This is a genomic window from Limosilactobacillus caviae, assembly GCF_014635905.1.
In the GTDB taxonomy this organism is placed as follows: Bacteria; Bacillota; Bacilli; order Lactobacillales; family Lactobacillaceae; genus Limosilactobacillus; species Limosilactobacillus caviae.
Genome location: NZ_BMDS01000003.1, coordinates 183,143 through 198,935, shown reverse-complemented (window position 1 = coordinate 198,935; position 15,793 = coordinate 183,143). Strand labels below are relative to the sequence as shown.

Here is a 15,793-nt window from a genome sequence, read left to right as displayed (position 1 = left end):
ATTTTATTTAACCTCCGGAATAGCAGGCATTGCAATCCGCTTGCGGAAAATCCAGTAAGCCCAAATTGTATATGCCAAAACGAATGGTAAAAGACAGCACGTTGCAATGGTCATTACCGTTAATGTGTACTCCGTTGATGAAGCGTTTTGAATTAAAATGCTGTACTTCGGACTAATGCTGCTAATCAGTACACGAGGGAACAGACCAATGAAGATCAATACAACTAATGATACCAATGTTAATCCACTGGAAATAAAAGCAACTAGTTCATGACCAGCAAAGGTTTCCGCATGTGCAAGGACTGAGAAGCCAACAATCAGAACAAGCATTAAGATTGTCCCAACTGGATGAACTGCCATAAAGTCGGTCATAAAGATCAGCAACAATGCAAAGACAACTTCACCGGCATAAAGGATCCAGTATAGAAATTCAGCATAGTTTCGTGCCCGTTCTTGAACCGGACCAGTCGTCTTCAACGCAATATAATTAATTCCATGTAAGTAGGTCAATAGTAATAAAGCAATTCCACCAACAACTGAAATCCAGTTAAAGTAATCAAAGAAGCCAGCATGGAAATTACCGTTAGCATCAATTGGCATTCCATGAATCATGCTAACAAACATAATTCCAAGGAAGAATGGAACAATTGCACTACCAATTGCTAATGCCCAGTCCCAAATCCGCTTCTTAGGCATTGGACTATTCTTACGGAATTCAAAAGAAACACCACGAATAATCAAGCCAGCTAAAATAATCATCAGAATTAAGTAATATCCGCTGAAAAGACTGGCGTACCAATATGGGAATGAGGCAAACATTGCCCCACCAGCCGTAATTAGCCATACTTCATTAGCATCCCAAACCGGTCCAATTGTCCGGACAAGCTGATCACGCTCTGATTCATTATGAGCAAGTGTTTCAACAGCCATTCCTACCCCATAGTCAAATCCATCAAGGAAGAAGAAGCCGGCAAATAGCACTCCAATCAATACAAACCATAGTAATTGAAGAAAACTCATTTAGAACGCCTCCTTGTCAAATGGGTCAAGGACCTTCTTAAATTTAGGTTCAATCGCCTCTGATGGATCTTTCCGTAATTCGCGAACAATTAACCAAATCAAGGTAATTGCAAGAGTAGTAAATAATACGAAGTAAACAATGTTTGATGTTAACAATGATCCAACCGAAACATTTGGCGATACACTTTCAGCAATCGTAAATAAGCCATAAACTGTCCATGGTATACGACCAAATTCAGTTACAAACCAACCAGCAGTGTTACCGATAAATGGTAAGAAAGTAGTGATTGCAATACACCAAAGTGCCCAGCGGCGTTGTGCCAGCGGTTTCTTGCTCTTTTCCCTTGTCATAATCAAACCGACTAATGAAACTAAGAAAATCCAAGCACCGATTGCACACATAATCCGGAAACTATAGAACAAGGTGTTTACTGGTGGATAGTAATCAAGGTTCTTCCCATACTTTTTCTTATACTGCGCATTAAGCTCGTTCATCCCTGTAACCGCACCAGTAGTCTTGTGATATGACAGAATACTTAAAGCATATGGAATATCAATATTGTCCTTTACTTCATGATCCTTCATATCTGCAATTCCGACAATTGTCCATGGTGCATGTTTACCAGTAGTCGTAAATACATCTTCAGTAGCTGCAAACTTCATTGGCTGTTCCTTGATTAGGTACTGCATTTGCACATCACCTAACACAATTCCGCCAATGGAGAAAATTAGTGCAAAAAGCAACCCAAGGCGCATTGACTTCTTGTAGAACTTCTTATTAGCTTCAGAAAGCTTTTTGTTCTTAAGAAGCTGGAATGCTGTTAAACCGGCAATAATAACTCCGCCCATCATAATGGCATTAAGAATAACATGTCCGTATTCATACCATAATTGTGGGTTCTTTAATAATGCTCCAAAGTCAACCATAACAGCACGGCCGCCTTTTACTTCATAGCCAACTGGGTGTTGCATGAATGAGTTAGCAGTTAAAATCCATAAAGCAGATGTTAACGAACCAATACTAGTCATCCAAATAAAGAATAGGTGTACACCGGGTCTAACTTTTTTCCAGGTAAATACCCACAAGCCAATAAATGTAGATTCCATAAAGAATGATAGCAATGCTTCTAAGGCAAGCGGGGCACCGAAAATATCACCCATAAACCGTGAGTAGTCAGACCAGTTCATCCCAAATTGGAATTCCTGAATCAAACCTGTAACAACACCAACAGCAAAACTCAACAGGAAAATATTCCCCCAGTATTTTGCCATTTTTTTGTATGTCTCGTCCTTAGTTGAAACATACATACTTTCCATAATGGCGACGATAAATGCTGTCCCAATAGAAAATGGAACAAAGAAGAAGTGATAGACCGTCGTCATGGCAAATTGGAAACGTGCCAGACTAAGAATAGTCATTATAAAATACCTCCCTCCGAAGTACATCAAATAAAAGTAATAGTTGAAACCGTTTCCTGTTTCTACACTTTTAATCATAATACTTGTGATAAATAATTACAATAAATAAATGGCAAATATGTGAAATATTTTGTAATTAAAACGCTTAATTATCAGTTATTTAACTCTTATCGATTGATAAACATTTTTAAATAATATATGATTATTTCTTCATGTTAAACAAATAAGGAAACAAGTTTCCTTGTTTCCTTATTTACCGTTATTAGTTAAAAGTCTAGTATCAGTAGTCTTACCGCCAATAATCAAATGATCTAATTATCATTTATTGTCTATTATATTGATTATCCGCTTATAAATTTACACTATGCTTCTTGGAGCGATGCAAGACGTTCTTTTGCCGCCATTAACTTTTGTTGCCATTCAGTTGCTTTTTGCCGTTCAGCTTCAACAACCTTTTCTGGAGCATTGTTAACGAATTTTTCGTTACTAAGTTTCTTTTGTGAACGTTCTACTTCTTTTTCAAGCTTGGCAATTTCTTTTTCCATTCGAGCACGTTCTTCATCAAGGTCAACTAGTTCAGCCATCGGAATGTAAACTTCTGCTCCGGCTAAAATCCCGCTCATAGCTAGCTTAGGTGTCTCAACGTCTGAACCAATTGTCAATTTTTCTGGATGACAGAAACGTTCAATATAGTCCCGATTGTCAGTTAACATCTGAGCTAGGTGGTCATTATCAACCTTCACTAAAATATCAACTGGCTTAGACATTGGTGCATTAGCTTCACTCCGAATGTTCCGAACGGCCTTAATTAATTCAATTAAACTATTCATCTGTTCAGTAGCCGCTGGATCATCAAGTTCTTCATGAGCTACCGGGTACTTAGCAATCATGATCGACTTTCCATCATGAGGCATCGATTGCCATAATTTCTCAGTAACAAATGGCATAATCGGGTGCAGCATCTTTAAGGTTTGGTCTAATACATAACCAAGAATGTTCTTAGTATCCGCCTTTTCTTCATCGGTACCATTATTAAGCTTCTCCTTGGTCATTTCAATGTACCAATCACAGAAATCGTTCCAAATAAAGTTATATAATGCACGGCCGGCTTCCCCAAATTCAAACTTATCAAATTGTTCATTAACCTGCTTTACCGTTGCATTTAACCGGCTTAAGATCCACCGATCAGCCAAATCCCACTTACTCTTATCTGGAAGGACAGGAGCTGGCATATCGCCAAGATTCATAATAACGTAACGACTAGCGTTCCAAATCTTATTAATAAAGTTCCAAGCCGCATCCATCTTAGTGTAGCTGAACCGAATATCTTGTCCAGGGGTTGACCCAGTGATTAAGAACCACCGAAGCGCATCCACACCATACTTCTTAATAACATCCATTGGGTCGATACCATTACCAAGTGATTTACTCATCTTTCGCCCTTGTTCATCACGAATCAAACCATGAAGAAGAACGTTCTTAAATGGTGCACGGCCTGTAAATTCAAGAGATTGGAAAATCATCCGTGAAACCCAGAAGAAGATAATATCATAACCAGTAACTAAAGTGTTAGTTGGGAAATACCGCTTAAAGTCTGCTGAATCAGTATCAGGCCAGCCCATCGTTGAAAATGGCCAAAGCGCACTTGAGAACCAAGTATCAAGGACATCTTTATCTTGTTCCCAATTCTCAATATCCTTAGGAGCTTCCATTCCGACATAAATTTCACCGGTCTTCTTGTTATACCAAGCTGGAATCCGGTGCCCCCACCATAACTGACGAGAGATAACCCAATCATGAATATTTTCCATCCATTGAGTAAAGGTATGTTCAAATCGTTCAGGAATAAAGTTAACCCGGTCATCAGTATCCTGGTTTTTAAGGGCAGCTTCTGCTAATGGCTTCATCTTAACAAACCACTGTGTTGAAAGACGGGCTTCAACTTGAACACCAGTCCGTTCAGAATGACCAACAGAGTGAACAATTGGGTCAACCTTTAACATGTAACCTTGATCTTGAAGGTCCTTAACGATTGCTTCACGGGCTTCAAAACGATCCATGCCTTCGTATTTACCAGCATTTTCGTTCATTGAAGCATCCTCATTCATCGTATTAAGTTCAGGAAGGTTATGGCGTTTCCCTACCTTAAAGTCGTTTGGATCGTGAGCTGGAGTAATCTTAACCATCCCAGTACCAAAATCAGGCGTTACATAATCATCGGCAATAATTTCAATTTCCCGATTAACCAGCGGTACCATGACTTTTTTACCAACTAATTCTTTATACCGGTCATCATTAGGGTTAACGGCAACAGCCTCATCACCGAACATTGTTTCAGGACGAGTTGTCGCAATTTCAATGTAATCCTTACCATTAAAAGTAGTACCGTCAGTAAATGGATACTTAACATGGTAGAATGCACCCTTATCATCTTTATGAATAACTTCAATATCAGATAAAGCAGTCCGGGCTTGCGGGTCCCAATTAATGATGTAAGTTCCGCGATAAATCAAGCCTTTGTTGTAAAGGTCAACAAAAACTTTTCGGACCGCTTTGTTCAACCCCTCATCAAGGGTAAATCGTTCACGGTCATAGTCAACGGAAATTCCCATTTTCGCCCACTGTTGGTGAATAATATCAGCGTATTCATCTTTCCAATCCCAAACTTGCTGAACAAACTTTTCACGGCCTAAATCATAACGAGAAATGCCTTGTTTGCGAAGACGGGCTTCAACCTTAGCCTGAGTAGCAATTCCAGCGTGATCCATCCCTGGAACCCATAAAACATCATACCCTTGCATCCGCTTTTGCCGAATAATCATATCTTGTAAGGTCGTATCCCAAGCATGACCCAGGTGAAGCTTCCCAGTAACATTCGGTGGCGGAATAACAATTGAATATGGATGAGCCTTTTTATCTCCACTTGGCTTAAAGAATCCTTGGTCAATCCACCATTGGTACCGTCCCTTTTCAACAGTAGACGGATCGTACTTGGTAGACATGTCTTTTTCTGTCATAACAGAAACTCCTTTCAAAAATCAATCATCATTATTATCCATGCATTAACTAAAAAAACGCCCTATCACAATCGATAGGACGAATTAATCGCGGTACCACCTAAATTGAGTACGTACCAGTACGCACTCCGCTTTATCATTTAGTAACGGTAAATGAACCGGATACGCCTACTACATGTTTCAGCATATCAGCTCCCGAACTACCTTCATAAAGCTTAACTAGCCCTCTTACACTATCAGGACTTCGCTTATTAAGTGCCACTCTACTACTCTTTCGGTCAATGCTTATTAAAATGTATCATAGCTAAATTATCAAATCTCGTCAAGCCCTATTTAAAGTAATTCAGCAAAAACATCTTCGTTCTGGTTTAAGTAATCATCGCCAGGATGAATCTCAGTAATTTCAATCCCGTCAAGGGCCCGTTGCATTAATCCTTCAATATCAAGACGTTTTTCATACTCACGAGACCGATCAACGTTTGGCCGCGTCTTAGGCGAAGGTGGCGTAAAGACGGTACAACAGTCTTCATATGGCAAGATTGAAAGTTCATAAGTATCAATATCCTGCGCTATTTTAATAATTTCAGTTTTATCAAATGACAAAACCGGTCGCAAAACCGGATAAGATGTTACATCGTTGATTGCTAGCATACTTTCCATTGTTTGCGATGCAACTTGGCCAAGTGATTCGCCATTAAAGATTGCAAGTCCGTGACGTTTAATCATTAATGCTGCGGCTAATCTAAGCATCATCCGCCGCTGAATCGTCATTAAGTAGCCTTCCGGAACCTTTTCCTTCACCGTTTCTTGAATTTCAGCAAATGGTACCTGAATAAACTTGATACTTCCGCTATACTTAGCAAGCTTTTCTGTTAATTGTTTTGCCTTTGCTAATGCTTGGGGGCTTGTGTATGGCGGACTAAAGAAGTGAACCATTTCCATTGAGACGCCCCGCTTCATTCCTAGGTATGCCGCAACCGGTGAATCAATTCCGCCAGACATCATCATCATTCCCTTACCAGCAGTTCCAACGGGCAAGCCACCTGCCCCCTTGATCGTCTCACTGGATAAGAAAATACCATTAAGCCGAATCTCAACTCGTAACGTCAAGTCTGGGTTATGGACATCAACTTTAAGCTTTTCTGGGAATTTTTCTAGCAAGTATCCCCCTAGCTTGTTATTCATCTCAAAAGTGTCCATCGCAAATTGGTGGTCCGACCGTCGTGTTTCCACCTTAAAAGTAATCGGCTTATCTACTTGTTCTTCAATCATCTGAGCAGCTGCTTTAGCGGTAGCTTCAAATGTTTTTTCAACCTTAATTGATGGTGAAAAATTTTGAATCCCGAATACTAATTTCAATCGCTTCATTACGGAATCATAATCAGCACCATTTAGTTCAACATGAAGACGGTCACGTTGAGCATGGACTTTTACTTGATCAAAACTATGAAGGGCTTTTCGTACGTTTACGCCTAGCCGGTCAATAAATGACTTTTTATTATGCCCCTTCGTTGAAAGCTCACCGTAGCGAACCATTATTTCTGTGTATTGCACGTTACGTCCTCCTTTCTCAACTTATTCAATAATCTTTTTAAAACCAGCATATAATTCATCAAATGTCTTATTAAACTGGTCAGCTTCTTCAAGAGTGTTTTGATCGCCCAAACTAATCCGGACAGCACTTGTTGCAACATTTTCTGGGACTTTCATTGCAGCTAGTGTTCCTGCTTCTGAATGTTTTTTAGATGAGCAAGCACTAGTCGTTGAAATATAGATATCCTTATCTTCAAATGCATGGACAATTGTTTCGCCACGAACACCCACAATCGCAAAGCATAACACATGAGAAGCAAACCCTTCATCCCGTCCAGAAATTAGCTTAACATGGTCGAACTTGCTCAAATGATCATAAATTCGCTCTTTGATTGCTTGCTCGCGTTTAACCGCACTATCTTCATTTTCTTTTACCAACCGGATTGCCTTTGACATCGCTACGTTTCCGGGGGTGTTCTCAGTCCCGCTTCGTAGTGTCCGCTCTTGACCGCCACCAGCAATTAACGGTTCTAGCTTACGTCCGGTTTTAAAGTAAACAAAGCCTGTTCCACGGGGAGCATGGAATTTGTGACCAGAAAAAGTAGCAAAATCGACACGGTCACTAAATACTTGATCATCTAGTCCCTTACCAATTGCTTGCACGGCATCGACCATGAAGTGAATATTAGGATAGTCTTTAAGAATTTCACCAACTTCTTTAATTGGTTGAATCGTACCAATTTCGTTGTTAACCGCCATAATCGATACAAGGATAGTATCCGGACGAATTGCTGCCTTTACGTCTGCCGGATTAATTCTTCCCTGCTTATCAACAGGAAGGTAGGTAATATCAAAACCGAGGTCCTTAAGCTGTTCCATCGCATTTTTTACCGCGGCATGTTCCACACTTGTCGTAATAATATGCTTGCCGAAACGATGCTTAGCCATTGCCGTTCCTTTAATTACCCAATTATCACCCTCAGAACCGCCGCTAGTAAAAATGATTTCACTTGGCTTAACACCTAGTAATTTAGCGATTTGTTGGCGTGCTTGTTCTTGAAGGTTCCATGCATTTTCACCAAAGTTATGCAAACTACTAGGATTCCCCCAAATCTTTTGACTAACAGTCTCGTATGTTGACAAAACTTCAGGTAGTATTTTTGTCGTTGCACTATTATCAAAATAGATCATACTAATTTCCTTTCTAAAATAGTACACAGAATAGCTACAAATGAGCACCCATTCTGATTAAAATTCAACAGTTAAGGATAGGCCACTGTTGAAGATTTCGACTCTTCTTAAAACGGTTGTATATTATAACAGAAAATCACCCGTTCATCATTAATTATTAATATCATTTAATTAAGAAAAACGGGTAGTGACAAATAGAATTTCTATTCTGCCCTATCCGCTTTCCTTAATTTTTACCAATTTCGCGATAATAACTATCTTCAATCCGCTTATAACTGCCAGGCTCTACTTCTTCTAAAACCGTCGCAATTGCTTCTAAACTAGCTGTATAGTTGAACTGATCAAAAAGTTCCTGAGATTTTTTAGCCGCTGCCGCGATCTTCTCATTGTCACTAAACCGATTAGCATATTGTTGGAAACGTTCCGTGAGTTCTGCGCTATCCCTTAAGATATCAGTTTTGTCATTCAGTGTATCAATATCGGATTCCACAATGATTAACTGTTTAGTAATTTCATCCATATTAATTTTATATTCATTCAATTCATCAGCTAATTTTTTAATCTCATCACTTACGCCAAAGAAGTAATCTAAATAATCCTTTGGTAAACCAGGAAGATTTAACTGCTCAACCTGGCGATGGATCGTCCGGATTTCCGTAGAATACTTTTGCAGCATCTGTCGAGCCCGCTGTTCATCGGTTTGCAACTTAGCAACCTCGTCATTAAGCTTTTCTTGACTTTTTTCAATCTCTGTTAAATTCTTTTGGTTAGATTTTTGACGATCAAGAACTTGGCTATAAACAGCCTTATTGTTCGTAATCGCTTCGGCATCATCACAATACTGTTTAATAATCGCTTTAATCTGCTCACCTAATTCCCGAACAGTTTCTTGCTCATGGTTGGTAAGAGTATAGTTTAAACTTAGCCGGTCTAACTCTACTCCCAGTTCATCATTTTGCCGTTGTGCATGTTGCGTGAAGTCCTTCATTACGCCAATTAGGTGGACAGCTTCATTCTTAGCATCAATTTCTTTTTGCATTACTCCGTATAAGTAATCAATTTGTTCGCTAAGATCTTTATTAGATTGTTCAACGATATCTAACTGTAAATCGTTAAGCTGTTCAATTGTTTCATCCAGTTTTGATTGTAATTGTTCAATTTGCTTATCAATATTTTTTTCTGTAAAGTGATAATTTTGTTTTATAAGGGTCTCGTAGCCGTTTTTTAATTCAGCTAATTGTTCTGGAAACTCAGTTGCAATCGGCTTATAAAGTTCGGGAATCTTTTTAAGCTGTTGCTCAAACTTTGAATTTTCAGCTTGTAAACTAATCAGAATTTCTTGAGCAGCTTCAATATCACCTTTATTAGTAAGGTCAGTAAATTTCGCAAATTGCTCTTCCAATTCGTTTAAACGATTATTTAATTTTTCTTCGCTACCGCCGTATTCAAAGCTTTTTTCATTTAACTGCCGATGAAATTGCCGATATTTATTTTTTATTTGTTCAACTGCTTGCTTGTGCGTATGCTGTTGTTGACGCAAATGCTGTAGTTCCTTTTGTATTTGCTGAAGAGATGCTGTTAACTTTGCTAAATCAGCTTGCATATCGCGAATTTGTGCATTAATTGTCAGCAATTTACTTGACCGTGTGTCAGCTAATAATTGTGGAGCTTGTTTATTAAAAGCCGTAATTGCCGGCTGCAATTGTTTTTCGTACTTATTCTTTATCGTTTCGAACTGCTTCTTAGCATCACCGATCAACTGCATTTCTTCGACGTTTTTAATTTGCTGCCCTATTTTTTGATCTGTTAATTTCTTTTCACTTGCCATTAAGTCATTGATCTGTTTGACAACACGACGCTGATAAAGATATACACAAATTAAAATTGCCACTACAATAATTAAAATACCAATCAATACTTGAAAAACCACTTTTTCCACCTACTACTTTTTATTGTTTATTGCTATTGCACAACAATTAGCCGTATAATCCTATTTAAAATTATAGCATACCACAGTTACACTGCTTAGAAAGAAGGAAAAATTATGTCAGAAAAATCATTATTAAATAAACAATTAGCAAGTCTCCTAACTGGTGAACATAACCTTATTGCTAACCTCGCAAATGCTAGTGCCCTATTAATGCAAAGTCTTACCGACATCAATTGGGCAGGTTTCTACTTATTTTAGCAAAACAGATGACGAACTGATCCTTGGTCCTTTTCAAGGCAAAGTCGCTTGTATGCATATTAAAATTGGTAACGGGGTGTGCGGTACTGCTGCTGCGCAACGACAAACCCTAATCGTCGATGATGTCCAGCAATTTAAAGGGTATATTGCTTGTGATAGTGCCGCTAAGTCGGAATTAGTCATTCCATTGCTAAAAGGTGACCAGTTGCTTGGCGTATTAGATCTGGATTCCCCTATCAAGAAGCGATTTAATAGTACGCTTGCTAATGAATTAGAAGAATTTTGCCGAGTCCTTGTAAAAACGATTGACTAATACTGGCAATCCGTTGTAAACTAGTTTTTGTGTAAAATAATGCAGCAGTGAGGGGCAAGCTCGTCAACAGACTGGTGCCGGATGGTGTTTTTAGTAACCCGGCTGCTAGGGTGAAAAATTCAAATCAGCCTGCACGAATGTCAAGCTCACAATCGGATTATTTTACTCCAACTAAAATTATTGGAGGAATTTATTTATGTCTCGTTACACTGGTCCAAGCTGGCGTGTTTCACGTCGTCTTGGCGTTTCACTTTCAGGTACTGGTAAAGAATTAGCACGTCGGGCTTACGCTCCTGGTGACCACGGTCATGATCGTCGCGGTAAGCTTTCAGAATATGGTACACAATTACGTGAAAAGCAAAAGCTCCGTTTTATGTACGGTATGACTGAACGTCAATTCTCAAACCTTTTCGTTCGTGCCGGCAAGATCAAGGAAGGTACTCACGGTGCTAACTTCATGGCATTGCTTGAACGTCGTCTTGATAACATGGTTTACCGTCTTGGTTTGGCTACTACTCGTCGTCAAGCTCGTCAATTAGTTAACCACGGTCACATCACTGTTGATGGCAAGCGTGTTGATATTCCATCATACGAAGTTAAGGTTGGTCAAGTTATTGCTGTTCGCGACAAGTCCAAGAACTTAGACATTATCAAGAACGCTGTGGAAGCTGTTGTTTCTCGCCCTTCATACGTTGACTTTGATGCCGACAAGCTTGAAGGTAAGCTTAACCGCATTCCAGCACGTGAAGATATGAACGCTGATATCGATGAAGCCCTCATCGTTGAATTCTACAACAAGTAAGATTAACTTGCTTGTTATCTCCAAGAGGATTGGTTCTTCCAATCCTCTTTTTTTGTGGTAAAATTGCCTAAAATATTAGGAGGTTCAATAATGTCAACCACAGTTTCCCCCTAAATTTACCCGTAATTTACCAAAAGCCGAACTCCACGTCCATATTGAAGGGACCCTAACCCCTTCTTTACGATTCAAACTAGCACAACGTAATCATATGGATTATCTCTACCGAGCAGTTAAAAATAACGTTATTAAAAAATTAACTAATAAAAAACTACTTACAACGTTTTAAAAGCGAGTAAGTAGTTTTCTTATTATTTCGGTAAAATATTCAAAACATATAATAATGCGATAAAGACAATAAACATTATCCACATTACAGCACTAATCTCTTTTCGCCGACCTGCAGCAAGCATCAAAATTGGGTAGGTTAAAAAGCCAAATGCAATTCCGTACGAGATGTTATAAGTCAGCGGAATGCCAATTACAACTAAAAATGATGGCAGGGCAATTTCAAACTTATCCCATTTAATATCCTTAAGTGCTGAAACCATTAATACTCCTACAACAATTAGCGCTGCTGATGTTACCTGAGTCGTAACTACTTCTAACATTGGTGAGAAGGCCATGCTCAACACAAACAATAATCCGGTTACGATCGCTGTCAAACCAGTCTTTCCACCGACTGCAATTCCAGCTGATGATTCAACATATGCAGACGTTGGAGTTGTTCCCATCACTGCTCCGCCAAGCATCGACAACGAATCAGCCATCAATGCACGACCAATACGTGGCATCTTATTATCTTTCATTAATCCGGCCTCTTGTGCTAAACCAACTAGGGTTCCCGCAGTATCAAAGAAAGCAACTAATAAGAAAATTAAAACTACCGCCCACATTTTAGGATCAGCCATCGTTGGCAAATACTTAATTCCTACACCGAATGTCGGCGCCATACTTGGTGCAACTGACATAATATGGGTAGGCATCTTCACTAAGCCAGTCACCAACACTAAAATTGTTGTCGCTACTAAACCGATAAAAATTGCCCCTGGAACTTTTTTCACCATCAAAATAGCAATTAAAAATACGCCAAAAATTGTAATCCAGGTAGTCGGAACAGTCAGCGACCCTAATTCAACCAGCGATGATTTACTTGAAACAATAATTCCGCCACCCTGTAAGCCGACAAAAGAAATAAATATCCCAATTCCAGCAGCCATTGCATATTTCAAATCTTTAGGAATGGCGTTAATTACAATTTCCCGAACCTTAAGAAAAGATAAAATCGTAAATAAAACAGAGGCAACAAACACTCCCGCCATTGCCTTTTGCCACGGGATCCCCATTGCTAAAACAACTGAATAGGTAAAAAAGGCATTATCACCTAATCCCGGAGCAATTGCAATCGGATAGTTAGCCAAAATTCCCATCAAAAGACAGCCAATAATTGCTGATAGAGCAGTGGCCGTAAAAACTGCTCCCTTATCCATTCCAGCAGCTCCTAGAACACTAGGGTTAACAAAAAGGATGTAAGCCATAGAAACGAATGTTGTCAATCCGGCCAAACTTTCGCGTTTAATGTTCGTGTTATTCTCCGATAGATGAAAAGTACTATCTAAGAAGCCCATTGTTCGTGTTTCTTCCAAGTTATCCACCTCAAATAAATATGATAGTGCGATTATTGCATATATCCTTTTATTTTTCAATAGTAATATTCGTATTTTAACTAAAGCAAATATAAAAAGTGTGTTGATCGCAGCTGAAGGCCAAAAAAAACGCGAACATTATTAGATACTTGCAGGTGATTCAAAAATCAATTTTGAGTCATTAGAAAGATCCTCTCGAAAACGATAGCCACCGATGTTAAAAAGTTTTAACTCCTCAATTGTTTTAACCTGATTTTCTGCTAAATACCGTACCATGTTGCCACGAGCCATTTTTGCTAACGTCGCTTTTTGCTTTACTTTGCCATCAACTATCTCGCCAAAAACACATTTTATAAGCCGGTCTTGTGGCTGCATATAAGGAGTAATTGCCTTTTCATATTCAACAGATGCTAGGTCAATCACTAAATCATTATTCTGGTAAAGCTCATGATATAGTTGATCGCCCCAAAATTGATAGAGGTTCTTGTCACCATTAACTGTTGCCGCATCCCCCATCCCTAATCGATAGGGAACAATTCCATCGAATGGCCGCAGCATACCGTAAAAGCCAGATAAAATCCGCAAGTTATCCTCAACATATTTCAATCCGTCTTCCGAAAAAACACTTGGTGCCATATATTGATACTGCAACCCCGTAAAGGCAATAATCGCCGGTGTTAAATTTTGGTGAAGGTCCATTTGTTGGAGCCAACGGTAATTTTTCATTGCTAGACGCGTACTACAATTCCCCCATACCTTGTGCAGTTCATCATAAGACAAGCTCCTCATCCACGCCAAAATATCTTCAGTTTGATGAATAAATTTTGGTAAGTTTTTATAAGGTAAGGAATCTGTATCAACCTGCATTGTTCGAGCTGGAGAAATAATTATCTTCACATATATCACCCTTTCAAGAATTTTCTGTAAGCTTTTTCAGCTAATTGGTCTAATTAGATTTATGTTTCCTACGTCCATTTGATGATGGCGCTTTCAGTAAATCGTTTCAATAATTTTGGTATAGGATAAATCCCGTTATTTCAACTTATAAAGCGCTTGACAAGCTATTTTGTTGGTTGTAAATTAGTTCATCGTAGAGAGAAAGTGAATAACTTCACCAGATAATTGGTCAAGTTGGAAGGGAGAATTTGAATGGAACAGGAAAAAGTTCCAGTACAAGGTCAAGTTGCTGAACGAACGATTTCGCTAACTACTAGTTGGGCATACTTTGCACTGTCAATTATTATTAACTCAATGGGGAATGTTTTAACGCTTGTTACAAGTTCACACGTTCACCCACAATTTCTTGGCTCCGCTTATTGGACCGCTGCAGAAAACAACCTAGGGATTGCCGTTTTGGGAAATAATTCAATGACCCTTTTCTGGGCTTTCATGGTTTTAGGAATGTTAACTTCTGTCCTAAACGCAATTTTGATGCATAAGTGGGACTGGCGCCGAATTGGTGGTAATTTTATTTTCATGTTGCCATTTTCTATTTTTATTCAATGGTTCTCTGACATTTTTAACCGAATTATGCCAGATGCCACAACTTTACCGATGATTATCCTATACGTTTTCATTAACTTCTTAGGGGTTGCTTTCATCGGAACCGCCATTTCAATTTATCAGCGGGTTAACCTCGTGCTGCACCCAGCTGATGACCTTTTCCAAATTATCCGTTTCCGCTATTGTCATGGTAATGCAACGATTGCGATGTGGTTATCATACATTCCGCCAACGATTATGGCAATCATTGCTGCTTTCATGCAGGGCGGTATTTATAACTTTGGACTAGGAACATTGTTTGCCCTTGCCTTTCAGGGGGCAATCACTGGTTGGGCCGACCGCTTTATCTTCCCTAAGTTAAAGCACCAAGCACTTGATATTGGTAATTAAAATTATACAGGAGTGAATTATTATGGCATTTAATAAGAGTTTAGCAGGTTACTTTGACGACATTCAACACATTGGTATTCCAACTGATGACATGGCAAAAACAATCACTTTTTGGGAAAAGCTTGGGTTTAAGAAACTCGGTGAATTCGATACCGATGACCAAGGCAATGAAGTAGTATTCATGCAATATGGACACCTCACCTTAGAAATCTGGACTGGTGACGGTGCAGTTCACAAGACAGGTGCTATTAACCACATCTCCCTTAATACCAGTGACGCTGACGCTGCTTTCAAGGCTGCCAAGGCAGAAGGTTTTAAGCTAAAAGATAATGAAGTTCAACATCTTGACTTCTGGGATAAGGGAATCAAGTTCTTTAATATTGAAGGGCCAAATAGTGAAACAATTGAATTCTGTGAAATTGTAAAATAAAAAGGCGAGACTAGGAATTTTTTCTAGCCTCGTTTTTACTTGCATTAATTATGATTTCTTACTATATTGGTGTGGACGATATCCGTTATAAAATTGAAAGATTGCAAGAACAATGTTAGTCCAATTAATCAGACGGAACCAAGGGGTAACTCCCCCGCCACCGTTACTTGCAGCGTAAAACGTCCAAAATCCAATTATGACAGCAACTACATTAATCCAAGCAAATGTTTTTGACATCATCCGATTATTAAGGCGTGCAATCGTCCAAACCAAATTGACAATAAACCAAAATGCTAAAACCCAAAATACTGCACTAAACATAATAATCACTTTCCTTATACGTT

General features: G+C 39.0%; 12 protein-coding genes, 2 pseudogenes and 1 other annotated feature. Of the genes and pseudogenes, 5 read left to right on the top strand and 9 right to left on the bottom strand.

Going from position 1 to position 15,793, the window contains the following annotated elements; genetic code table 11:
• Positions 1 to 3: 3 nt before the first annotated feature.
• From cydB to ezrA, 6 genes are all read right to left on the bottom strand, one after another.
• On the bottom strand, positions 4 to 1,020 hold the full coding sequence (gene cydB / locus IEU90_RS05755) for a cytochrome d ubiquinol oxidase subunit II (protein ID WP_153710204.1): 1,017 nt from the start codon (positions 1,018 to 1,020) through the stop codon (positions 4 to 6).
• Positions 1,021 to 2,439 carry a cytochrome ubiquinol oxidase subunit I gene (locus IEU90_RS05750; protein WP_153710203.1) on the bottom strand — a complete coding sequence of 473 codons (1,419 nt, stop codon included), beginning with the start codon at positions 2,437 to 2,439 and terminating at the stop codon, positions 1,021 to 1,023.
• A gap of 362 nt (positions 2,440 to 2,801) precedes the next feature.
• On the bottom strand, positions 2,802 to 5,456 hold the full coding sequence (locus IEU90_RS05745) for a valine--tRNA ligase (protein WP_188357857.1): 2,655 nt from the start codon (positions 5,454 to 5,456) through the stop codon (positions 2,802 to 2,804).
• A 72-nt stretch (positions 5,457 to 5,528) separates the two neighbouring features.
• Positions 5,529 to 5,747, bottom strand: a binding site (T-box leader).
• A gap of 42 nt (positions 5,748 to 5,789) precedes the next feature.
• The gene (gene thiI, locus IEU90_RS05740) at positions 5,790 to 7,010 is read right to left on the bottom strand and encodes a tRNA uracil 4-sulfurtransferase ThiI (RefSeq protein ID WP_188357856.1); all 1,221 of its coding nucleotides are present in this window, start codon (positions 7,008 to 7,010) and stop codon (positions 5,790 to 5,792) included.
• A gap of 21 nt (positions 7,011 to 7,031) precedes the next feature.
• Positions 7,032 to 8,180, bottom strand: coding sequence for a cysteine desulfurase family protein (locus tag IEU90_RS05735; RefSeq protein ID WP_153710201.1), 1,149 nt, complete (start codon positions 8,178 to 8,180; stop codon positions 7,032 to 7,034).
• Between the two features lie 226 nt (positions 8,181 to 8,406).
• The gene (gene ezrA / locus IEU90_RS05730) at positions 8,407 to 10,110 is read right to left on the bottom strand and encodes a septation ring formation regulator EzrA (protein ID WP_308738382.1); all 1,704 of its coding nucleotides are present in this window, start codon (positions 10,108 to 10,110) and stop codon (positions 8,407 to 8,409) included.
• Positions 10,111 to 10,224: 114 nt separating this feature from the next.
• Here ezrA and msrC point away from each other — a divergent pair.
• The 3 genes and pseudogenes from msrC to IEU90_RS11475 all read left to right on the top strand — a co-directional run.
• Positions 10,225 to 10,681, top strand: a pseudogene (gene msrC / locus IEU90_RS05725) (free L-methionine (R)-S-oxide reductase MsrC).
• A 196-nt stretch (positions 10,682 to 10,877) separates the two neighbouring features.
• Positions 10,878 to 11,483 (top strand): 30S ribosomal protein S4, encoded by a 606-nt coding sequence (gene rpsD, locus IEU90_RS05720; protein WP_188357854.1) that lies wholly within the window; start codon positions 10,878 to 10,880, stop codon positions 11,481 to 11,483.
• Positions 11,484 to 11,595: 112 nt separating this feature from the next.
• Positions 11,596 to 11,697, top strand: a pseudogene (locus IEU90_RS11475) (adenosine deaminase); the annotation flags it as partial.
• Between the two features lie 94 nt (positions 11,698 to 11,791).
• Here the strand turns inward: IEU90_RS11475 and IEU90_RS05710 are convergent.
• Complete coding sequence (locus IEU90_RS05710) at positions 11,792 to 13,108, bottom strand: NCS2 family permease (protein WP_188357877.1); 1,317 nt, start codon at positions 13,106 to 13,108, stop codon at positions 11,792 to 11,794.
• 159 nt (positions 13,109 to 13,267) lie between these two features.
• Complete coding sequence (yaaA, locus tag IEU90_RS05705; RefSeq protein ID WP_188357853.1) at positions 13,268 to 14,023, bottom strand: peroxide stress protein YaaA; 756 nt, start codon at positions 14,021 to 14,023, stop codon at positions 13,268 to 13,270.
• Between the two features lie 252 nt (positions 14,024 to 14,275).
• Between yaaA and IEU90_RS05700 the strand changes: the two genes are divergently transcribed.
• On the top strand, positions 14,276 to 15,019 hold the full coding sequence (locus tag IEU90_RS05700; protein ID WP_153710197.1) for a DUF6198 family protein: 744 nt from the start codon (positions 14,276 to 14,278) through the stop codon (positions 15,017 to 15,019).
• 22 nt (positions 15,020 to 15,041) lie between these two features.
• Complete coding sequence (locus IEU90_RS05695) at positions 15,042 to 15,449, top strand: VOC family protein (RefSeq protein WP_153710196.1); 408 nt, start codon at positions 15,042 to 15,044, stop codon at positions 15,447 to 15,449.
• A gap of 48 nt (positions 15,450 to 15,497) precedes the next feature.
• Here the strand turns inward: IEU90_RS05695 and IEU90_RS05690 are convergent, their stop codons facing one another.
• Positions 15,498 to 15,770: a hypothetical protein gene (locus IEU90_RS05690; protein WP_153710195.1), complete on the bottom strand. Its 273-nt coding sequence runs from the start codon at positions 15,768 to 15,770 to the stop codon at positions 15,498 to 15,500.
• Positions 15,771 to 15,793 lie beyond the last annotated feature (23 nt).